21 protein-coding genes are annotated in these 21,965 nt (G+C 52.2%); 15 read left to right on the plus strand and 6 right to left on the minus strand.

What is annotated here, in order from left to right; translation table 11 throughout:
- Positions 1–234: 234 nt before the first annotated feature.
- From ACO6S1_RS14125 to ndk, 3 genes are all read left to right on the plus strand, one after another.
- Complete coding sequence (locus ACO6S1_RS14125; protein WP_422343273.1) at positions 235–1,692, plus strand: leucyl aminopeptidase; 1,458 nt, start codon at positions 235–237, stop codon at positions 1,690–1,692.
- A gap of 24 nt (positions 1,693–1,716) precedes the next feature.
- Positions 1,717–2,154 carry a DNA polymerase III subunit chi gene (locus tag ACO6S1_RS14130; protein WP_422346197.1) on the plus strand — a complete coding sequence of 146 codons (438 nt, stop codon included), beginning with the start codon at positions 1,717–1,719 and terminating at the stop codon, positions 2,152–2,154.
- A gap of 97 nt (positions 2,155–2,251) precedes the next feature.
- On the plus strand, positions 2,252–2,674 hold the full coding sequence (ndk, locus tag ACO6S1_RS14135) for a nucleoside-diphosphate kinase (RefSeq protein WP_422343274.1): 423 nt from the start codon (positions 2,252–2,254) through the stop codon (positions 2,672–2,674).
- Positions 2,675–3,183: 509 nt separating this feature from the next.
- Here the strand turns inward: ndk and ACO6S1_RS14140 are convergent.
- On the minus strand, positions 3,184–3,657 hold the full coding sequence (locus tag ACO6S1_RS14140) for a nuclear transport factor 2 family protein (protein WP_422343275.1): 474 nt from the start codon (positions 3,655–3,657) through the stop codon (positions 3,184–3,186).
- An 84-nt stretch (positions 3,658–3,741) separates the two neighbouring features.
- Here ACO6S1_RS14140 and ACO6S1_RS14145 point away from each other — a divergent pair, with 84 nt between their 5' ends.
- From ACO6S1_RS14145 to ACO6S1_RS14155, 3 genes are all read left to right on the plus strand, one after another.
- On the plus strand, positions 3,742–4,515 hold the full coding sequence (locus ACO6S1_RS14145; RefSeq protein ID WP_422343276.1) for a glucose 1-dehydrogenase: 774 nt from the start codon (positions 3,742–3,744) through the stop codon (positions 4,513–4,515).
- A 13-nt stretch (positions 4,516–4,528) separates the two neighbouring features.
- A complete protein-coding gene (locus ACO6S1_RS14150) occupies positions 4,529–4,678 on the plus strand; it encodes a DUF2256 domain-containing protein (protein ID WP_422343277.1) in 150 nt (49 codons plus the stop codon).
- A gap of 140 nt (positions 4,679–4,818) precedes the next feature.
- Positions 4,819–5,394 (plus strand): LuxR C-terminal-related transcriptional regulator, encoded by a 576-nt coding sequence (locus ACO6S1_RS14155; RefSeq protein ID WP_422346198.1) that lies wholly within the window; start codon positions 4,819–4,821, stop codon positions 5,392–5,394.
- 168 nt (positions 5,395–5,562) lie between these two features.
- Here ACO6S1_RS14155 and purN read toward each other — a convergent pair whose 3' ends face one another.
- Both purN and purM read right to left on the minus strand, forming a co-directional pair.
- Entirely contained in the window at positions 5,563–6,528 is a 966-nt protein-coding gene (gene purN / locus ACO6S1_RS14160; protein WP_422343278.1) for a phosphoribosylglycinamide formyltransferase, read from the minus strand.
- A gap of 6 nt (positions 6,529–6,534) precedes the next feature.
- Entirely contained in the window at positions 6,535–7,641 is a 1,107-nt protein-coding gene (purM, locus tag ACO6S1_RS14165) for a phosphoribosylformylglycinamidine cyclo-ligase (protein ID WP_422343279.1), read from the minus strand.
- A gap of 62 nt (positions 7,642–7,703) precedes the next feature.
- On the opposite strand from purM, the gene ACO6S1_RS14170 reads away from it, so the two are divergent.
- The 4 genes from ACO6S1_RS14170 to ACO6S1_RS14185 are packed head-to-tail and all read left to right on the plus strand — an operon-like array spanning position 7,704 to position 13,373.
- Positions 7,704–9,023: a heavy-metal-associated domain-containing protein gene (locus ACO6S1_RS14170; RefSeq protein WP_422343280.1), complete on the plus strand. Its 1,320-nt coding sequence runs from the start codon at positions 7,704–7,706 to the stop codon at positions 9,021–9,023.
- Positions 9,020–9,670 carry a hypothetical protein gene (locus ACO6S1_RS14175; RefSeq protein WP_422343281.1) on the plus strand — a complete coding sequence of 217 codons (651 nt, stop codon included), beginning with the start codon at positions 9,020–9,022 and terminating at the stop codon, positions 9,668–9,670. The genes ACO6S1_RS14170 and ACO6S1_RS14175 overlap by 4 nt, the downstream gene beginning before the upstream one ends.
- Positions 9,671–11,854, plus strand: a complete 2,184-nt coding sequence (locus tag ACO6S1_RS14180) for an RNA degradosome polyphosphate kinase (RefSeq protein WP_422343282.1) — start codon at positions 9,671–9,673, stop codon at positions 11,852–11,854.
- Positions 11,855–11,867: 13 nt separating this feature from the next.
- Positions 11,868–13,373 (plus strand): Ppx/GppA family phosphatase, encoded by a 1,506-nt coding sequence (locus tag ACO6S1_RS14185; protein WP_422343283.1) that lies wholly within the window; start codon positions 11,868–11,870, stop codon positions 13,371–13,373.
- A gap of 7 nt (positions 13,374–13,380) precedes the next feature.
- Here ACO6S1_RS14185 and ACO6S1_RS14190 read toward each other — a convergent pair whose 3' ends face one another.
- On the minus strand, positions 13,381–13,683 hold the full coding sequence (locus ACO6S1_RS14190; protein ID WP_422343284.1) for an I78 family peptidase inhibitor: 303 nt from the start codon (positions 13,681–13,683) through the stop codon (positions 13,381–13,383).
- 2 nt (positions 13,684–13,685) lie between these two features.
- Complete coding sequence (gene rnd / locus ACO6S1_RS14195; RefSeq protein ID WP_422343285.1) at positions 13,686–14,876, minus strand: ribonuclease D; 1,191 nt, start codon at positions 14,874–14,876, stop codon at positions 13,686–13,688.
- A 201-nt stretch (positions 14,877–15,077) separates the two neighbouring features.
- Between rnd and aspS the strand changes: the two genes are divergently transcribed.
- From aspS to ACO6S1_RS14215, 4 genes are all read left to right on the plus strand, one after another.
- Positions 15,078–16,862 (plus strand): aspartate--tRNA ligase, encoded by a 1,785-nt coding sequence (gene aspS / locus ACO6S1_RS14200; protein ID WP_422343286.1) that lies wholly within the window; start codon positions 15,078–15,080, stop codon positions 16,860–16,862.
- Complete coding sequence (locus tag ACO6S1_RS14205) at positions 16,859–17,755, plus strand: alpha/beta fold hydrolase (RefSeq protein WP_422343287.1); 897 nt, start codon at positions 16,859–16,861, stop codon at positions 17,753–17,755. The genes aspS and ACO6S1_RS14205 overlap by 4 nt, the downstream gene beginning before the upstream one ends.
- Positions 17,756–17,840: 85 nt before the next feature.
- A complete protein-coding gene (locus tag ACO6S1_RS14210; RefSeq protein WP_422343288.1) occupies positions 17,841–18,818 on the plus strand; it encodes a hypothetical protein in 978 nt (325 codons plus the stop codon).
- 93 nt (positions 18,819–18,911) lie between these two features.
- Positions 18,912–19,700: a polyphosphate kinase 2 family protein gene (locus ACO6S1_RS14215; protein WP_422343289.1), complete on the plus strand. Its 789-nt coding sequence runs from the start codon at positions 18,912–18,914 to the stop codon at positions 19,698–19,700.
- 120 nt (positions 19,701–19,820) lie between these two features.
- Here the strand turns inward: ACO6S1_RS14215 and prfB are convergent, their stop codons facing one another.
- Complete coding sequence (gene prfB / locus ACO6S1_RS14220; RefSeq protein ID WP_422343290.1) at positions 19,821–20,948, minus strand: peptide chain release factor 2; 1,128 nt, start codon at positions 20,946–20,948, stop codon at positions 19,821–19,823.
- Between the two features lie 381 nt (positions 20,949–21,329).
- On the opposite strand from prfB, the gene ACO6S1_RS14225 reads away from it, so the two are divergent.
- Positions 21,330–21,896, plus strand: a complete 567-nt coding sequence (locus ACO6S1_RS14225) for a phosphoribosyl-AMP cyclohydrolase (protein WP_422343291.1) — start codon at positions 21,330–21,332, stop codon at positions 21,894–21,896.
- Positions 21,897–21,965 lie beyond the last annotated feature (69 nt).

Genomic DNA, 21,965 nt, shown 5'->3' on the forward strand with positions numbered 1-21,965 from the left:
CTTTGGCCTCATGGAAAATTGGCGATCTTCGTTTCGCTGCCAACCTGATCTCCGCCCTATTGCATCAGATTGCTTCCTCTGCAAATTTTCTATGTCACATTTTTCGCTATCCACTAAACGGGATGAAATGATGATTGCAATGACAGAGCCAATCTTTCATTGATCATCCCTGAACAGAAGATCAAATATCCGCCAAGACAGCGCGATTGATCGAATAACAAGGACGTTTGACCCATGAAATTCACATTTGCCGCTAGCCTTTCCTCAACACCTGATGCGATTGCTTTTGCGATCGGCAAAGATGGACTGGATAGCGCGGAGATTGAGGTCGAACAGGCGGAAATGGTGCGAGCTGCAGCGAAAGCAGGACGGTTCGAAGGAAAGACCGGTCAGACATTTCAGACATTCGTCACGCAAGGTGACGCAGTCATTCAAGTTTTTCTGACGGGAATCGGGAATGGGGAACGCAAGGACTGCGAGGCGGCAGGCGGTGCAATTATTGCCAAACTGATGACATCAGGTTTGAAGCACTTGGCCGTCAATGGCAAAGGCCTTGAACCAGATCAGTTGGCACGTCTGCTCTTCGGCGCGAAACTGCGTAGTTGGAGAATCGACAAATACCGCACGACTATGCCGGAAAATACAAAACCTACGCTGAAAGAGATCACTGTGCTCGATAGCGAACTGGAGTCGGCGCAAATCTGGCAGGATCTATCGGCTGTGGCCGATGGCGTATCCTTGACCCGCGAACTGGTTTCGGAACCTGCCAACGTTATTTATCCGGAGAGCTTTGTGGCGCGCTGCGAAGAGCTTCAAAGCATGGGTGTAGAATTTACCGTGCTCGGTCAAGAAGAGATGGAAAAGCTCGGCATGGGTGCGCTTCTGGGTGTGTCCCAGGGATCGGTTCGGCCGCCGCGCATGCTGGCGATGCGGTGGGATGGTACCAATGGCGCACAGAAAAAGCCGCTTGCTCTCGTCGGCAAAGGCGTGACTTTTGACACGGGCGGAATCTCTCTGAAACCTCCTGGCGGTATGGAAGATATGAAATGGGACATGGGTGGTGCGGGTGCGGTTGCCGGCACCATGAAGGCATTGGCTGGCCGGAAAGCCAAAGCCCATGTAGTCGGCATTTGTGGCCTGGTTGAAAATATGCCGGATGGAAATGCGCAGCGTCCGGGTGATGTGGTGACCAGTATGAGCGGTCAGACAATCGAAGTTATCAACACCGATGCCGAAGGGCGTTTGGTTTTGTGCGACGCTCTTCACTGGACACAGGAAACCTTTGCACCAGAGGTTGTCGTCAATCTCGCGACTCTTACAGGTGCGATCATTGTGTCTCTCGGCAATGAACATGCTGGCTGTTTCAGCAATGATGACGACTTGTCGGACAAGCTGCTCGCTGCCGGTCAAACCGCAGGCGATCCGTTATGGCGCTTTCCGCTGACCGCTGCTTATGACAAGCAAATCAACTCCCCCATTGCTGACATGAAAAATGTCGGTGGCAAGGGCGCAGGATCGATTACAGCGGCACAATTCCTGAAAAGATTCATCAAAGATGGCGTCAAATGGGCGCATCTTGATATTGCCGGAATGGTCTGGGCAGACAAACCTGGTGCAGTCTGGGACAAGGGAGCGACGGGCTTTGGTGTGCGTTTGCTGGATCAATATGTTGCCGATAATTTTGAGCAATAGCCTGACGGCCAGGATTATTTGACTGTGCAGGTCGACTTCTATCATCTGACCCGCGATCCTGCAGAAAAGCTGGTGCCGGTGCTGGCCCAGAAAACACTGGATGGCGGGCAGAGAATGTTGCTGGTGTCGAGCTTTGTCGGCCAACTGGAGAAACTCAGCAAGGCGCTGTGGCAGGCTGCTCCCGAGAGTTTTCTCGCGCACGGGCTGGCGGGCGGTGAGCAGGACGATGCGCAACCTATTCTCATCTCCGCTCAATGTGAGGCTACTAATGGCGCCCGGTTTGTGGCCCTTACCGACGGCGAATGGCGCGATGATGCCTTGGCTTTTGATCGCGCGTTCTATTTGTTCACAGCAGAGCAGATCGATAATGCAAGAACAGCCTGGCGTGCCTTGTCCGTAACGGACGATGTTACGCCACGCTATTGGAAGCAGGATGGCGGTCGCTGGGTCGAAGGGCCTTAGGCATCGTCTCAATACTTGCCATGTTGCAGTGCAGCGGCTAAGGGCGGCGCAACTTTAGATTCACCCTCTCTTCTTACTATTTTTACGGAGCAAAATCATGGCCGGTACACGGACATTCTCGATAATCAAACCCGACGCTACCAAGCGTAATCTGACCGGTGCGGTCACCAAAATGCTGGAAGAGGCTGGTCTGCGCGTTGTCGCTTCCAAGCGCATCCACATGACCCGCGAGCAGGCAGAAGGTTTCTACGCTGTTCATAAAGAACGTCCTTTCTTTGGCGAACTGGTAGACTTCATGATCAGCGGACCCGTTGTTGTTCAGGTTCTTGAAGGCGAAAACGCCATGCAGCGCAATCGCGACATCATGGGCGCGACTAACCCAGCGGACGCAGCACCCGGTACAATCCGCAAAGAATTGGCCGAGAGCATTGAAGCTAATACCGTTCATGGTTCTGATAGCGATGAGAATGCAGCGATCGAAATCGCCTATTTCTTCAACGAAGACGAAATCGTAGGATAAGAGTTTTTGCATAAGCCTCAGTTTTATAAGGCTTTTGCGGGATCCTAAGCATGGTCTGTCCGACCGCAATTTGATCGTCGGCGCTGGAGTGGGAAAACCAGCGCCAGACGGTTAAAATTGTGGGAAGGAGACCAGCGCAAATTTCATCAAGCATTTCAGGTTGCTAATGACCTGTGCCTTGACCGCTTTTGCTTTTGGCGGCGGCAGGGCGAATGCCGCGACATGTTCTCCGGCCGGCGCCCAAAGGGCGGCACCGACCGCTTGGCAAGCCTATTGCGGGCTGTCTTTCCTACAAAGGCGCTGGTGTGATAGTAACAACTGCGGCTCTTTTTCAACTTTGAATAAATCGTAACAGTCTAGAGGCGCCTATCTAGATGTAGCTTTTGTAACTTTTGAAATAGCTGGCGGGCGCTATGAGGCGCTGAAAATTCCCCAAAAGGACTTGGTAAACTTTGTAAACTTGAGAAAAATGCAACTGGTTCTCGCATGAGCCGGAATTGGCAGGATGGTTATGAATTGGGCCTGGGATTAGCCTCTTCGTAACGCTCCCAATCGTGGAACGCTTCGCGCCGGACGATAATCCATTTCCCGTCGCGCTTTTCAAACTTGTCGCAATATCGACCGGCCACAATCCAGTCGGTGGCTTTGCCGCCGGTTGGGACGGGTGTGAATTCAGGCGTGCCTTCCTGAATATAATGATAGGCTACGAAATTGGCTTCTGTTGAAGCGCTGTTACCATCGCTGCTGAAATCGATATGAACATTTGAAATGGAATGATGCGTGTCAGGCACTTTTTCCAATATCTGACTGGCAAACCCTATAAATTCGTCGGGCGGGCCTGTATATTCAGCATGCTTGTGAATATGGTCATCCGCGAAGCAAGAGCGCACCAGTTTCCAGTCGCGGCGATCAATGCCCTTGCAATAGCAGTGCAGGATGTCGCGAATTTCTTCCCGCGCTAATAGCTGTTCTACTTTATCCATCCCGCTCTCCCTCATATTGTTAGGGCCAGTGCGTAGCATGTGCTGCTAATCAAAGGATAGTTGGCAAAAAAGAGAGGATGGACGATGGGCAGACTTGAAGGCAAAATCGCGATCATTACTGGCGCAGCAAAGGGGCTTGGAGAGGCCGACGCCCGTATGTTCGCGCGAGAGGGCGCGAAGGTCATTCTGACAGATATGGATCAGGAAAATGGTCAAAGAGTCGCCTCAGAAATTGGGAGTGCTGCCGAATTTCACGTTCAGGACGTTCGCGACGAATCGGCTTGGGAAGATCTGATCGCTGATGTCGTATCGCGGCACGGTAAGCTCGATATACTTGTCAACAATGCCGGCGTCGTGGAGCCGGGAACCATCGAGACCCAGACCGCGGAAGAATGGCGGTTCGTGATGGCGGTCAGCGCTGACGGAACCTTTTTCGGATGCAAATATGCGGTGCCAGCGATGAAGGCATCCGGTGGCGGATCGATCATCAATATGGCTTCCATTGCCTCGATTCAGGGAGAGCCGGTTGTTGCGGCTTATGCTGCTGCCAAAGGCGCAGTTGAAAGCTTGACCCGCAGCATCGCCGTGCATTGCGCCAATAACGGTTATAATGTTCGCTGCAACAGTGTTCATCCCGCGGGAATCTTGACACCTATGGTTGAAGAAATCGGACCCAAGATGATGGGCAGAGACGATCTGCGGCCCGCCAGTGAAGGGCCAGCGGCCAGTGCTCTGGGAGAGCCAGACGACATTGCCAACACGGTATTGTTTCTAGCATCGGACGAATCCAAATTTATCAACGGCGCGGCCATCAGGGTCGATAATGCAAAATCGGTAGTAGAGGGCGTTGTTCCATAGTAACACGCTTGAAATGCCAGCAAAAAAACAAATCAAAAAAGCGAATCTACCAGAGAAAATCTGCGTGACCTGCGGTCGTCCGTTTACTTGGCGGAGGAAATGGAAAGATGTTTGGGATGATGTGAAATATTGCTCGAAGCGCTGCAAGGGCGGATCAAAATAGCTTTGAATATCGGGGCATTCTGCTTGCCATAGCGGGCTGAGATGGATTAAGTTTAATTTATGAACGCAGAGGATGGGAATAACAAAGTAGAGCGGCAATCAGTCCCGAAGGTTGATTTGCCCAAAACCACTGTAACAGCGTTGATCGATAACAGCCCGATTGCTTCGGTGATCAGCAATCCGCGCCTTCCCGACAACCCTATTGTGGCGTCTAATCAGGCCTTTTCTGATCTGACCGGATATACGCCCGATTTTATCATTGGACGGAACTGCCGCTTTCTTGCCGGACCGGCAACGGAGCCATGGCTGACGGAAGAAATCAGGCGCGGTGTGCGGGAACGCAAACCGGTGCTTGTCGAGATTCTTAACTACAAGAAGGACGGAACGGCTTTTCAAAATGCCGTTCTCGTTGCGCCTCTGTTTGATAAGGACGGCGAACTCGAATATTTTCTGGGATCTCAGGTAGAGATAGATGCGGATGGACCAAGTCTGGCCAAGGCAAGGCGGATGCGCGCGACGGAGATCGTCAAAGATCTCTCAAATAGGCAAAGGGAAGTCTTAAATTTCATTGCCAAGGGTTTGCTAAACAAGCAGATTGCGCATGAACTCAATTTAAGTGAGCGTACGATTAAGATGCATCGCGCTATCCTGATGAAGCGGCTGGATGTTCCCAGTGCAGCCGACATGGTTCGACTGGCAGTTGAAGCGGGAATGTGAGTAGAGCCACTACGGTCCTAATGCCGTATCGGTATTTATGGAGATGATCGCTAGATCAATACCAAGCATCGCGGATGAAATGTCATCCCAGAAAAGAACTTTTGGTGGCGAATCCTCCCTCCTCCTTGCCATCAAAGATTTATGTTTCATCCCGCGATGCGAATTCCCCTAAAATTCGTCCGCGATATCCAGCATCCTGGTCAGCCGCCTTGGTGCGACCATGCGCCAGCTTTTCTTCAAACAATCGGCAATATGCCCCCAATCGGTTCGGCCAGTGTCGAGACGGATAGCGATCCACCCCGATTTTCCGTAAAATTTGGGTGCAAAATAGAGGTCCGGATCGGCATCAAGCAAGGCGCTTTGTTCATCCAGGCCGCTGGTTTTGACGAACAGAGACGTGCCGGTCTCGCCAAAGTGCCGGTGAGAAAAATAAGCGAAATATTTTCCGGTTTTCTCGCTGCCAACGCGCCAGCCGGGCGCTCCGAAACTGCAGCGTTCATATGTTTCTTCCAACGCCAGGGCCCGCTTTCGCACTTCAGCCAATATCCAGTTGGGATCCATCTCGCGCGTGACATATTTTGCCAGTGTTGTGGAATAAAGCTGATGTTCGGCGATTAACACACGTTCGGCCAAAAGATCGGCAGTGTCATCGGACAATATCGCGACAGCGGTTTGTGCAAGCACCGGTCCATCATCAAGCTCTGGAGTTACCAGATGCACGCTGCATCCGGCATGGGTGTCGCCGCTATCCAAGGCGCGTTGATAAGTGTTCAGACCCTTATATTTCGGTAAAAGGCTGGGGTGGATGTTCAGCATGTGATCTCGCCATTTGCTGACGAATTCATCGCTCAATATCCGCATGTAGCCTGCCAACGCGATATATTCAGCACCCGTCTTGGTCACCGCCTCATGCATGATCTGGTCATGCTCTGCGCGGTTCAGTCCCTTATGAGGATGAGCGAACGTATCAATACCTTCTGCCTCCGCAAGCTGCAGGCCGGGCGCTGCCGGGTCATTGGAAGCAACGAGTATGATTTCATAAGGACAATCATCCGCCTTTGCGGCGTAAACCAATGCAGCCATGTTGGACCCACGACCCGAAATCAAGACGGCGACTTTGGCCCGCTCTTTCATCTGGCATCAGCCATCATGGGTTGCGGTCCAATCGCCTAAGGCCGACCATGTCCCTGCTGCGCCTGTCACTGTGCAGCCTTTGCTGCCAGATTTGATAACGCCGACCTGATGCACAGTCTCTCCAGCGGCTTGCAGATCAGTAACCACCGAAGCCAAATCATCGCCAGATACGGCCAATATCATACCGATCCCGCAATTGAAGGTCCGTGCCATTTCTTCCGGCTCGATATTGCCCTGCGCTTGCAGAAAAGCCATTAGGCGTGACTGATCCCAGCTGTCGGCATCGACATGGGCATGCATGTCATCCGGCAATACGCGCGGAATATTTTCCAGCAATCCGCCGCCGGTAATATGGGCCAGCGCCTTGATTCGGCCTGATTGCATGAGCGGTAGCAAGGATTTCACATAAATTCGGGTCGGCGCGATCAAAGCTTCAATCAACAGCACGTCGGGGTCGAACAGTGCCGGTCGATCCAATTTCCAGCCTTTGTCCTCCGCCAGCCGGCGCACTAAGGAATAGCCATTGGAATGTATGCCGGAGGAGGCAAGGCCCAGTAATAGATCGCCGTCGGCCAATTGCGCGCCTGTCAAAGCCTTCTCGCGTTCGACGGCACCGACACAAAAGCCTGCCAGGTCATAGTCACCTTCCGCATACATGCCCGGCATTTCCGCGGTCTCGCCACCAATCAAGGCACAGCCGGACATTTTGCAGCCTTCGGCAATGCCAGCGACAACCCGTTCGGCGACTCCGTTTTCCAGTTTCCCCGTCGCAAAATAATCCAGGAAAAATAGCGGTTCTGCGCCCTGTACGATCAGGTCATTAACGCACATGGCGACCAGATCAATACCGACCGTGTCATGACGGTCATGGTCAATTGCCAATTTCAGCTTGGTGCCCACACCGTCATTGGCGGCAACCAGCAACGGGTCATCATAACCCGCCGCCTTGAGGTCGAAAAATCCCCCAAAGCCGCCTAATTCGGCGTTGGCACCTGCACGTGCAGTTGCTTTGGCAAGCGGGGCGATAGCCTTGACTAGCGCGTTTCCTGCCTCAATCGATACACCGGCTTTCGCATAAGTGTAAGATTCCGGTTCATTTCGTTTGTCACTCATAAATTAGGCGATTAGACAAGTCGTGGGTGGATTTCCACGTCATAATCGTCAAAAGAGCGGAAATGAGATTTTTGAGCAGTTTTAAATACCGATTTGGTGTCCTGTTTGCCTTTATCGGTCTGGCTGCAGCCGGACTCGTCTATGCACAGCTTGAAGGCACTGATCGTGGTGTTGCGCCGCTTGCAAGTAGCGGCGATTTCGAGGTTTTTGGCGTTGAAGTTGATTCCCGTGGGAAAAATGCTTTCGAGGCCCGTCAGAAAGGCTGGGAAGAGGCGCAACGAAAAGCATGGAAAATGCTCTATGCACGCACACAGGGCGGAGAAACCGCCGGATTGTCTGATAGCGCACTGAACAATATCGTTTCTGCGATTGTAGTTGAAGAAGAGCAAATCGGCCCGACCCGCTATATTGCGAGATTGGGTGTAATGTTTGACCGCGCCCGCACTGGACAGATTCTTGGCGTCGGCGGTAGGCGATTGCGATCACCGCCTTTGTTGGTCCTACCCATTATGTGGAGTGGCGGGTCGCCTCAAGTATTTGAAAACAGGACTGAATGGCAAAAAGCTTGGGCCCGTTTCCGGGCTGGTGACAGTGCCATTGATTATGTGCGCGCCTATGGATCTGACAGCGAATCACTCGTGCTTACTGCCGGCCAGGCGGAGCGACGTAACCGACAGTGGTGGCGAACAATATTGGATCAATTTGGTGCGGCTGATGTCATCATTCCGATTGTTCGGATGGAATATGAGTATCCGGGTGGTCCAGTGACGGGGCGATTCAGTGCGCGTTATGGTCCTGACAACAAATATATCGATAGTTTCGCGTTGAAGACAAAGTCCAGCGAAGGTATTCCTGCGATGTTGGATCAGGCAATTGTGCGTTTGGACAAGATATATAGTAGCGCATTATCTCGTGGAGTTTTGCGGACGGATAAATCTTTGATAATCGAGGATGATGCCTTCGATCTTGAAGCGCTTGAAAGAGAGATCGAGGCGGAATTGGCTTCGGAATCCGGTGCCAATGCCGCGACGACTAGCGGTGATAATGGAGCCGGCGTGGAAAGCGCGGCGCCAGTTACTTCTGTCGGTCTGGCAACAACTGTAACTGTTCAATTCGACACACCTGATGTCGGTGCGGTCAGTCGCGGTGAATCGGCTGTTCGCTCAGTACCAGGCGTCTCTTCTGCATCGACGTCAAGCCTAGCGCTGGGCGGTGTATCAGTAATGAGTGTGTCATTTACTGGCAATCTGGCTGATTTGGCTTCGGCACTGCGCGCTAGAGGTTGGCAGGTTCAGCAGGGCGCCGGTGCGTTGAGGATCAGCAGACCGGGAGCAGCATCTTCGCAAGATACCGATTCCGGGAGTGATGAGCAGGACCAGTGAGTCAGATCGCACTTCCCCTGGACGCCGTATCGTCCGCCAAAGATAATAGTTATATTGTCACAGACGCGAACGCCGAAGCGCATTATTACTTGCAAAACTGGCAAAGCTGGCCAAACCTGACAGCGATATTGGTGGGCGATCCCTCTTCAGGAAAGTCCGCGATGGCGCGCAAGTTTGAGCACGATAGTGGTGGTTATATTGCCGACGATGCCGAACTGGTGGCTGATACCGACCTGTTCCACCTATGGAATCGCGCCAAAGAAGAGCGCAAGCCACTGCTGTTTGTCTCCGGCAAGCCTATTTCTGAATGGAACGTGGAGCTACCTGATTTAAAATCCCGCTTGGCGGCTTCTTTATTGATTGAAATCAATTCGCCTGACGAGGCGATGATCGAGGGTTTGCTGCAACAATATTTTTCGTTGCGCGGATTATCTGTATCGAAAGAAGCCATACTCTATCTCAACAAGAGGATGGAACGCAGTTATCGGAATATTCAGCTTTTGGCGCAAAAAATGGATAATCTTGCTATAGAGAGAAAGAAACCTATTAACCGTGGCATAGCCATGGAAGCCTTGTCGCAACATCAGATGATGGCAGAACAGCAGAACAGCGGGTCTGCTGCGCCACAGAATATTGAGGAAGGTTAAATGGATAGTCTTGTCCCCCAAGCGCCAGAATCGACTAATGAAGACCAAAGCTTGATCAAAATTGAGGATGGCGATTCAGATCGCTATTTCAACCGTGAAATCAGCTGGCTGGGTTTTAACGAGCGGGTGATTGAAGAAGCGCAAAATAGCTCGCACCCATTACTCGAACGGCTTCGTTTCCTGTCCATATCGGGGAATAATCTCGATGAGTTTTTTATGGTTCGCTTTGCCGGACTCGTGGGCCAGTTCCGTCAAAATATAGAAGAACGTTCAGCCGATGGATTAACGGCAAGCCAGCAGTTGCTTGCAATAGCAACCCAGAGCAATATCCTGACTGCCAATCAGCAAAAGGTATGGGAACAGCTCACGCACGCCCTTGCGGATCAGGATATACGTGTTTTGTCAGTCGATGCGCTTGATGCAACCAATGAGGCTTGGCTAAAGCAACATTTTCTAGACCAGATTTTTCCCGTTCTCACACCACAAGCATTGGATCCTGCACATCCCTTTCCATTCATTCCCAACAAGGGGCTAAGTCTGGTTTTTGATCTTGTTCGCCAATCTGATCGGCAGCGGATCCGGGAATTGGTAATGATACCCTCGGGACTGCCGCGTTTCATCCGGATTCCTGGTAGAGTAGCGAAATATGTGTCGGTGGAATCAGTTATCCAATCTTACTCGGCGCAGATTTTTCCGGGCTATGATGTGTCGAATAGCGGTATTTTTCGGATCATTCGCGATAGCGATATCGAAGTCGAAGAAGAAGCGGAGGATTTGGTCCGTTACTTTCGCAGTGCGATTAAACGCCGCCGCCGGGGAGACGTTATCCGATTGGAATTGAGTGCAGATTTGTCTGAACCTGTTGTTGGAATGCTGCGTGAAAATTTGTTGACCGAAGGTGCCACCGAGACCCGCATTGATGGCCTGGTTGGCATCGGGGACTTGGACCTGCTGGTAGATGAAGACCGCCCAGACCTTAAATTCACACCCTATAGTCCGCGTTTTCCGGAACGGATTCGCGATCATGGCGGGGATTGCTTCGCGGCGATTCGAGACAAGGATATATTGGTCCACCATCCTTATGAATCGTTCGAAGTGGTTATTGAATTTCTTCGACAAGCTGCCGCCGATCCAGATGTTGTTGCAATCAAGCAGACACTTTATCGCGCCGGCAAACAGTCGGCTGTCATCCGGGCACTCATTGATGCGGCGGAAGCCGGAAAATCGGTTACCGCTATTGTCGAGTTGAAGGCGCGTTTTGACGAAGAACAGAATTTGCTCTGGGCCAGCGCCTTGGAGCGGGCCGGTGTCCAGGTTGTTTATGGCTTTATCGAGTGGAAAACCCACGCGAAAATTTCGATGGTAATTCGTAAAGAGCAGGAAGGTTATCGGACCTATTGCCACTTTGGTACCGGCAATTATCATCCGATTACGGCAAAAATATATACAGACCTTAGTTTCTTTACCGCCGATCCCAAAGCTGCACGAGATGCCGCACAGCTATTCAACTATATTACTGGTTATGTAGAGCCAGAAAGGCTCGAAATAATATCCATGTCACCGCGCTATATGCGGCGCGATCTGATGGACTTGATTGACCGGGAAATTGCCAATGAACGCGCGGGCAAGCCCGGAATGATTTGGGCGAAGATGAATTCCCTGGTTGATCCAGCGCTGATCGAGAAGCTTTATGCTGCGAGCAATGCGGGTGTTGAGATCGATCTGGTTATTCGCGGTATCTGCTGCTTGCGTCCTGGCGTGCCTGGAATGTCTGACAATATTCGGGTTAAATCGGTCGTCGGCCGCTTCCTGGAGCATAGTCGGATTTGGGCTTTCGGTAACGGTGCGGATTTGCCCAACGATGAGGCTGCGGTCTACATTAGCTCAGCCGACTGGATGCCGCGAAACCTTGATCGTCGGGTGGAATATATGATCCCAATCACCAATGCGACAGTCCACGATCAGATATTGGACCAGGTTATGGTTGCTAACCTTATCGACGATGAACAAAGCTGGGAGTTAAATCCGAACGGCAGTTACACGCGGATCAAACCATCAAACAAACCGTTTAATCTCCACCGCTATTTTATGACCAATCCGTCGTTGTCCGGCCGTGGCAAGGCATTAGACAAAAATACGGCTGTGCCGCGGCTGTCTTTGCGCCGTCGTCAGAAAAAAATCTGATTGCGATTAGCAAATGCAGGTGGGGGGATTGCAAATAACAAGAAAACGAAAATCGCCGCGGATCAACCGCCGAACGGCGATTGTTGACATCGGATCAAATTCCATACGTTTGGTCGTATATCAAGGACCGGCGCGCGTTCCGGCGATATTGTTCAATGAGAAAGTAATGGCGGGTCTGGGCAAGGAACTTGCGACGAGCGGAGCCATTGCGGACGATTCCATGGCATTGGCCATACAGGCGCTAGAGCGCTTTTACCGGCTTTGTAAACAAATGGATGTCGATTCGATCAAGAGTTTCGCTACTGCTGCGGTACGTGATGCCAGTAATGGCAAAGACCTGTTGAAAGTTGCCGCGCAGATCGGATTTGATACTCAGGTCCTGAAAGGCGAGGAAGAGGCTGAAATGGCCGGATTAGGCGTTCTTTCCGCGATACCGGATGCTCACGGTATCGTCGGGGATCTTGGCGGGGGTAGCCTGGAACTTGCCATGATCGACAAGGGTAAGGTGCTTGAGCGGTACAGTTTTCCACTGGGTGTGTTGCGCGTCGCCGAGTTGCGAGCGAAGGGCAAAGACAAATTGAAACGTCAAGTGCGCAAGATGCTCAAGAAAACCGGTTGGGATCAAAATGGTCAGGATTTGCCGTTTTATCTGGTTGGCGGATCATGGCGGTCGCTCGCCCGGCTTGATATGTTTGATAGCGGCTATCCCTTGCCGGTAATCCACCATTATGAAATGCAGCCCCAACGGGCACGTCGTTTGGTCAGCCAATTGGCGCGTATGAACAAGGCAAAGTTGAAAGAAGTACCCGGCCTGTCAACATCCCGTATTCCGACACTGGACGATGCCGCGTGGTTATTATCCTTTGTCGTGCGCTATCTCGGCAGTAGCACCATGATTGTTTCGGCCTATGGTGTTCGAGAGGGGCTGCTATTCAAAAATGTCAGTAAGCCAGAGAGCAAGCGTGATCCGCTATTGCTGGCGACCGAAGAATCCGGAGCCGCGCAAGCACGTTTTCCAGCGAACAGCAAGTTACTCGGCAAATGGATCGCCCCTATTTTTGCCGACGATCCACCGGAATGGCAGCGGATCCGGCAAGCAGCCTGCAATCTTGGCGATGTTGCTTGGCGCGCAAACCCCAATTTCCGGGCTGAGCGGGGCTTGGTGATGGGGCTTCACGGAAACTGGGTTGGTATTACGGGAGTGGAACGGGAACAACTGGGCCAAACATTGTACACCAGTTTCGGCGGAGGAACGGATATTTTTCCAGGCGGTGGCAAGCTTGCAAGTGAAACAGCAACACAGCGTGCGATTTGCTGGGGCCTGGCGATGCGGTTAGGCCAACGATTAAGTGGCGGTACCCGCAATCCGCTTGAACAAACGCAATTGCGGAAAGTCGACGGCCGGCTGGAGATTGTCATGGCCACTGATTTGAAACCGCTTTACGGTGATGCCGTCGCAAAGCGACACTTACAACTTGCCAATTTGCTGAAACTGGAACCGGTACTGGTGACCGAATAAGCGCCGGTTAGCCGCAACTGATCCGGGTGATTGTCATGTTTTCATCAAACTCGATATTGAGCCGGTCCTGACGGAAGTCCATAGAAACAGCGCTGTTGGGCGGAATCCAGCGTAGGCTTTTTGCGCCAGACTGATTGAGTGCTTTTGCGCCGACATTACCATCTGCCGATTGTCCGACAAATTCGCCTAGATCGTCGCTATTACACACAAATCCCGGCGTTACGCCGCGTTCTGGAACATCGGGTTTTGTACCGGCTGTTGTACAGGCAAACAGGACAGCGGAGCCCAGCACAACGAAGGGCAGGTACAACCTCACTCCGCTGCCTCATCCTGTGTTTCCGGTTGATGCGTCATTTTCAGTTTTCCATCCTTGACGGTGAAGCTCATGCGGCCTTCGATCAAATCAATCGCATCGCGTCCAAATTCCTCGTAGCGCCAACCCTGCAGCAAGGCGACGCCATCGCGCTCGCCGCCAACAATCCTCTCCAGATCATCGGCGCGGGCGAGTAGTTTTGAAGCAACGTTCATTTCGGTAGATCGAATCTTCAACAATAATTTCAGAAGGTCGGCGACCAATGCGTTTTCCTTGCTGAATTTGGGGCGCCGTCCATTGCGATCTGGCAGTTCTTCCTTGGCGAGCGGCTCGGCATTCTCAAGGGCCTCCATCAGGCGTTCGCCGATATCGTTGTTTTTCCAGCCCGACGACAGACCGCGCACTTGCGATAATTTATGCTGGTCTTTGGGCGGATGGGCAGCAATATCTGCCAATGTTTCATCGCGCATAATCCGTCCGCGTGGCATGTCTTTCGACTGGGCCTCTTTTTCCCGCCAGGCAGCAAGGGCTTTAAGCCTGCCCAGTGCTTCCAGATTGCGACCCTGAAATTTGACACGACGCCAGGAGTTATCAGGATCGTTTACATAGTTTTCAGGGTCAGCAAGCTTTTCCATCTCCGCATTGATCCACATGCCGCGATCGGTTTCGATAAGCTTTTCCAGCATCATCGGAAATATCTTTGACAAATGGGTGACATCGCCAATGGCATATTCAATCTGCCGATCATTTAGCGGGCGCCGCGACCAGTCGGTAAAACGGGCGCCTTTATCAAGTGTAATGCCAAGCCAGCTGTCGACCAGATTGGCATAACCGATTTGTTCACTGGGCCCTAGAGCCATCGCTGCCACTTGCGTATCAAATATCGGATGTGGTGTCTTGCCCGTCATATTGTGGATAATCTCCACATCCTGCCCGCCCGCATGAAAGATTTTCAGGACATCTTCATTGTCGACCAGCAAGTCGAGTAATGGCGTCAAGTCAATGCCTTTGGCGAGTGGATCAATGGCAGCGGCTTCCTTGCCATCTGAGATCTGAATCAGGCAAAGGATCGGCCAGTACGTGTTTTCCCGCATAAATTCTGTATCGACAGCGACAAAGTCGGCGGTCGAAAAGCGTTCGCAAATATTGGCAATATCCTGATTGTCAGTCAGTAAAGGATGAATTTTCATGGAGAGTTCTATACAGCCTGAAACAAGGGCCGCAAACATTTCCGATAGAGATTGTCTATTATCAATAACTGCGGATCGACTTTTGCTACGGGCAAATTATGGCCTTCGAATATACCTTCGTCCTTGACAAAAGAGGCTTTGGCCTGTGTTACGCCCCATAAGTTTCCAACCGGGAAACAATTTAGTTATCAAAGGTTCATCATGCACGCATATCGCTCCCATAATTGTTCACAGCTTCGCGCCGCCAATGTCGGTGAAGAAGTCCGCCTGTCGGGCTGGGTTCACAACGTTCGCGATCATGGAAACTTGTTGTTTGTAGACCTGCGCGATCATTTTGGCCTGACCCAGATTGTTAGCGAAGAAGGCAGTGATGCGTTCAAGCTGCTGGACTCGGCGCGCAAAGAATCGGTTATTACCGTCACCGGCAAGGTTGCAGCTCGTTCGGCAGAAACGGTGAATCCAAATTTGCCCACGGGCGAAATCGAGCTGGTGGCCGAAGCGGTTGAAATGCAGGGACCTGCGGAAGAATTGCCCATGCCGGTCTTTGGCGAGCAGGAATATCCGGAAGATATCCGCTTGCGTTACCGTTTTCTCGACCTGCGGCGGGAGAAAGTCCACGCCAACATGATGCTGCGCTCCAAGGTGATTGCTTCGCTGCGCAACCGTATGGTTGAACAGGGCTTCACAGAGTTTCAGACCCCGATCCTGACAGCTTCATCTCCAGAAGGTGCGCGTGATTATCTGGTGCCAAGCCGTGTACATCCCGGAAAGTTCTATGCGCTGCCACAGGCGCCGCAGATGTTTAAACAGATGCTGATGGTCGCGGGCTTTGACCGCTATTTCCAGATCGCACCGTGCTTCCGCGATGAAGACGCCCGTGCAGATCGCTCTCCCGGTGAATTTTACCAGCTCGACCTCGAGATGAGCTTTGTCACACAGGAAGATGTGTTTCAGGCGCTGGAACCGGTGCTGGCTGGTGTGTTTGAAGAATTTGCCAATGGCAAGTTCGTAACGCCTGCCGGTGAGTTTCCGCGCATTCCTTACAAAGAGTCGATGCTGAAATATGGCTCGGACAAGCCTGATCTGCGCAATCCGATCATCATTCAGGATGTGTCGGATCATTTCAAAGGTTCCGGCTTTGGTCTGTTTGACAAGATCACCGCATCCGGCGGCACCGTACGTGCGTTCGTTGCGCCGGAAGCGGGCAAGAACAGCCGCAAATTTTTTGATGACATGAATAACTGGGCACGCGGCGAAGGTTTTGCGGGTCTGGGTTACATCAACATGAAAGAGGGAGCTGCTGGCGGACCGATTGCCAAAAACCATGGCGAAGAGGGTACGGCGAAATTGCTGGCTGATCTCGGCTGCGGACCTGATGACGGCGTATTCTTTGCCGCTGGTAAGGAAGCAGAAGCTGCCAAATTGGCTGGTGTTGCGCGAACGCGTGCAGCAGAGCAACTAGGCCTGATCAGCGACGATGAATTCAAATTCTGCTGGGTCGTTGATTATCCGATGTATGAATATGACGAAGAATTGAAAAAACTGGACTTCTCACATAACCCATTCTCCATGCCGCAGGGCGAGATGGAGGCACTGGAGAACAAAGACCCGCTCGATATTCTGGCTTGGCAATATGATATTGTTTGCAATGGTATCGAGCTGTCATCCGGCGCTATCCGGAACCATCGTCCCGACATCATGTATAAAGCTTTTGAAATTGCCGGTTATGACAAAACCGCTGTTGACAGCGAATTTTCTGGCATGATCAACGCGCTGAAATATGGCGCGCCGCCGCATGGAGGGTCAGCTCCGGGCGTGGACCGGATCGTCATGCTGCTGGCGGATGAACCTAATATCCGCGAAGTTGTGCTTTTCCCGATGAATCAGAAAGCGGAAGACTTGATGATGAGCGCGCCAAGCGGTGTCTCGCCCAAGCAACTGCGTGAATTGCATATCCGCGTGGTGGAGCCGCCAAAAGAAGGATGAGCGCAGCGGGGCAACCAACAGAAAAACGTTTTCAACATGGCAAAACGGATCTCTGCTATTTCGAGTGGGGTAATCCGGCCGATCCGACCATTTTGATGGTCCACGCCACCGGCTTTCATGCGCGCTGTTGGGACAAGACCATCGCTGCCTTGCCGCCCGATTATCACATTATCGCCGTGGACCAGCGCGGCCATGGCCGTAGTTATAAGCCCGATAGTTTGAGCGACTGGAGCTTGATGGGCAGGGATGTGGGCGCTTTGGTGACCGGGCTTGATCTTAGACATGTAATAGGTGTTGGCCACAGCATGGGCGCACATGCATTAGTACAGGCCGCCGCTATTATGCCCGAACGATTTGAACGTCTCCTATTGGTAGACCCGACTATTACCGATCCGGACGCTTACAAAAATCCGCCAGCATTGAGCGATATTGACCCGAACAATAATCCCGTATCAAGGCGGCGGAACAGCTGGTCATCGCCGGAAGAGATGTTTGCTGCCTTTAAGGATCGTCATCCCTTCAAGCTCTGGCGACAAGATGTTTTGATGGACTATTGCCAATATGGCCTGTTGCCCGATGACGAGGACGATAACCTGGTTTTGGCGTGTCCGCCTTATCTGGAGGCGTCGGTCTATGAAGGTTTTCGTTCGCTTGACCCTTATCCGATTGTGAAAAAAATTGAATTGCCGACCGTTATCTTGCGTGCGCAAATGGCTGGCCAGGATGTCGAATCCGTTCGGGATTTTGCCAACAGCCCCACTTGGCCCGGCCTGGCAGACATATTTCCAAATGCACAAGAGCTGCATATTCCGGAACTGTCGCACTTCATGCCGATGCAGGCACCGGAACGGATTGCAGGCTATGTTGCCAATGGTCTTGCTATGCCTGTTTGACCATCCCGGTCTATGAACGGGCCTGTAATTGCGCGTTCAGCCAAGCTACTATAAGTCATAAGGGTGAATGACTTAGAGGGGCAATATGATGCGAATTCTATCTACCGGGAAAGCGGCGTTTGCTGGATTGAGCGCGCTGTGTCTGGCAACGGCGGCGCAGGCAGAAACGTTGCGCATAGAGGGCCTCTATGCGGCACGGGCGGATGATATTGCGGAAATTCAGTCGATTGCGATTGATCGCTTTGGCGGCAGTGACGGCACCGCGCTGGCTTTTGCTATCGAGGACAAGCTGAACAATATAGAGATTGATGGCGCGTCCTATTTTAAGATCATGACGGGACGCTCAGCTATTGAGCCTGAGGGGACATTGTCGGGAACCGCGACCGCTGGTGTCGAAGAATATCCGACAACGGCCTATCGCGATCGCTGTGTGGAACGCAATGACAAGGGCAAGTGCGAGAAACGCAAAAGCATTGAAGTGTCCTGCCTCAAAAGGGTGATCGATTTTCAAGCGCAAATCAGAATGTCCCGGTTCAGCAATGGCCAGACGATTTATTCCGACCGCAAATCGAATAGCGATGAACAAACGGTATGCGGCCGAAAGGAAAGCTTTGCCAGCAGCGAAGAGGTCATCCGCAGAATGATCGATAGCGCCGCTTATGCCGTGCGCCGTGACCTTGCCCCGATCGAAAGGCTTCAGAATATTCGGGTGCTGGAAAGCCGCAAAGGTATGGACAAGGCAACTGCCAAATTTTTTAAAGCAGCGGTAAAGATGACCAAGACGGATGAGCAGGAAGCTTGCCGCATGTGGGATGAGGTCGCTGCCAATGGCAGTGCCCATGTCTCGATAGCGTTCAACCGCGGCCTTTGTGCAGAGAAAGCCGGTGCGCTCGATATGGCGTTGGCATTCTATGACGAGGCAGGCCAACTGACGGGCAACAAAAGCGAAATCGGTCAGGCAATCCGCCGCGTCGAAGATCGCCAACGCGCGAGGGATGACATGGACTTGCGCTATGCCCGGTCGGAGTCAGTAGAGGCCTTGGCCACGGCCGAATCCAATTAATCCAAACAGGGTTAATCGATTCGGTCTTTTCCATATCCTATAGTATGCCATCATGTCCGTAAGAGCGGGCTGAAGGACATTGCGGGACCAAGTATGAGCAAGACGATCAAATTATCCGACTATGAATCTGACAAGGATTTTGATGGCGATTATGACAAGAAACTGAAGCAGTTACAGGAACGGCTCGCGCAGATTCATTTCAAGCATATCATTCATGGCAGCCGGTCGATGATCGTGTTTGAAGGCTGGGACGCAGCAGGCAAGGGTGGATCCATCCGCCGCATGACCAGTGAATGGGACCCGCGCTATTTCGAAGTATGCCCAATCGGCGCTCCCACACAGGTTGAAAAAGACCATCATTTCCTCTGGCGTTTCTGGCTGAAACTACCAGCAAAGCGCAATATCACGATATTCGATCGCAGCTGGTATGGCCGCGTTCTGGTTGAGCGTGTCGAGCGCTTTTGCAGTGAAACCGAATGGAAACGCGCCTATGATGAAATCAACGAATTTGAAGCGCAGCGCATTGATAGCGGGATCAATCTGATCAAGATTTTCTTCCATGTGACACAGGATAAACAGGACAAGCGATTTGCCCGACGCTTAAGCATTCCGCACAAACGATGGAAAATTACGACGGAAGATTTTCGTAACCGTTCCAAACGAGCGGATTATGTTAATGCCATCGAGGACATGTTCAAACAAACGGACACGCGCTGGGCGCCGTGGAAGGTCATTGACGGAAACGACAAAAAGACCGCGCGGATTGCTGCCATGACCTATGTCGCGGAAACATTGGAAGCCGCGTTGCCGGATGAATTGCCCGAAGCAGATCCCGAACTGGTTAAGATGGCGGAAGAAGCATTTGGTTACAAAGCGGAGTGACCAAAGTTGACACTGCGTTGGCTGTAAAAGCAAACTAGAAAAATTCAATTCTCATTCGCTGCCTCACTTCTTCTGTTCTGCATACTTTGTCTGGTTCCGAACAGATGCAAGGCTGTAGCCCTATTCCACATCCTCGACATCAACTGTCTCACCCGTCACACGTTGCGACAAAGCGGCGGCAATAAATGGATCGAGCGCGCCGTCAAGCACGTCTGATGGCGCACTGCTCGTCACGCCTGTACGCAGGTCCTTGACCATCTGATAGGGTTGCAGGACGTAGGAGCGGATTTGGTGGCCCCAGCCGATATCCGTTTTCGCCTGATATTCGCCGCTGGCTTCGGCTTCGCGCCGTTGCAGCTCGGCCTCGAACAGGCGCGCTTTGAGCATGCCCATCGCGGTGGCGCGGTTCTTGTGCTGACTGCGGTCATTTTGCGAGGCGACGACAATGCCCGTGGGTTGGTGGGTAATGCGCACAGCGCTGTCGGTGGTATTGACGTGCTGGCCGCCGGAACCGGAGGCGCGATAGGTATCGATTTTCAGATCGCTTTCGTTAATCTCGACTTCGAAACTGTCGTCGATCACCGGATAGACCCAGACGCTGGAAAAGCTGGTGTGGCGTTTGGCTGCGCTGTCGAATGGAGAGATGCGGACGAGCCGGTGGACACCGCTTTCGGTCTTCGCAAAACCATAGGCATTCTCGCCCTTAATTTCGAGCGTGGCGGATTTTATGCCGGCCTGATCACCCGCCTGATAGTCGACCATGGAGACTTTATAACCGCGTGCTTCGGCCCAGCGCTGATACATGCGCAGCAGCATCTCGGCCCAGTCCGAACTCTCCGTTCCGCCGGCGCCAGCATGTATCTCGAGATAAGCATCAAGATTGTCGGCCTCGCCAGATAATAGTGCCTGGACCTTGTCACGGTCGGCGCGGTCGGCAAGCTTGCTCAATGTTTCGACGCCTTCGTCGGCCAGCCCCGCGTCGCCTTCTTCCTCGGCCATCTCGATAAATTCAAGCGCGTCGTCCATTTCCTGCTGAATTTCGCGCGCGGCGGTAATGGATTCGTCCAGTCGCCGCCGCTCGGTCATCACCGCTTGGGCGGCGCCTTGGTCATCCCACAATGTTGGATCTTCAACCCGCGCGTTCAACTCGTCCAGCCGCCGCAATGCAACGTCCCAATTCAGCGAAGTTTTCAGCAGGTCCAGCGCAGCGCTGATCCGATCCACATGCGCTTGAGCTTCCGCACGCATTACAAAGTCTCCAAATATCTCTTGGCGCTTCGATTAGACGATATAGCGGTGATGTAAAGTATCGATCCACGGAACCAGTGCAGCGCTCCCAAAACTTTCGCCTTTGATACTGACCTACAGCAGGAACAGGCAGAATCAATCATTGATGATATCTATCAAAAGTACCTAATATTTTTGATTTGCCCTTCGATGCCGTCGGGTCAATATCCGGGTCGCACCGAGTAGGCCTATTCGGTGTGACAATTGGAGTGTAACATGAAATCTCCCTGGCTAGTATAATTCAACAGGAGTTGGGGTTTGGTATTTTTTGCTAGATCAACATGTAGTTTTATGTATCCACACATGGTTGAGTTTGGCGCTAAATTGAACGAGGAAATTAATATGAAGAAAATTGCTATTCTGCTTGCAGCAGCCCCGTTGGCTCTCGTAGCTTGCACGTCTGAGACGACCTCAGCGGACGCTACGGCGGAAAGTTCAGAGGCAGCGGCACCAATAACCGCTGAAGAAGTAACTGCTGCGCAAACAGCATGGGGAGAAGGCATTGTTGCTATTGGAAAAGCGTTCACTGAAGAAGGTGATTACCGGGCCGCTGCTGACGAGCATATCAAGAAATTCTATGCGTATGGCGACGGTGCGACTATTCTTTTCAAGCCAACTCTGGCAGCCGAAGATCAGTTCCGCGGCACCTTTGAAGAAGCAATGAGTTACTTTGTCGGCACGGAAGGTTCTGAAGACAAAGGCTTCGCGATCAAACCATGGACTGCTGTGCGTTGGGAAAACGAAGGCACCGTCGTTGATAGCGATAGCGCAATGGCCATGGGCAACTATTACTTCACCGATACCGACGGCAACGATACCAAAGTGGAATATAGCTTTGGATATGTGCGCGGTGCCGATGGTGAGCTGAAAATCAACCTACATCACAGTTCGGTTCCCTTTGGAGGCTAACCGATAGGGGCGAGGCGCCGACGAAAGTCGGCGTCTCGTTTCTCAATGGATAATTGTTGTCCATTGTTA

Source organism: Parasphingorhabdus sp. (assembly GCF_965233695.1).
Classification (GTDB): Bacteria; Pseudomonadota; Alphaproteobacteria; order Sphingomonadales; family Sphingomonadaceae; genus Parasphingorhabdus.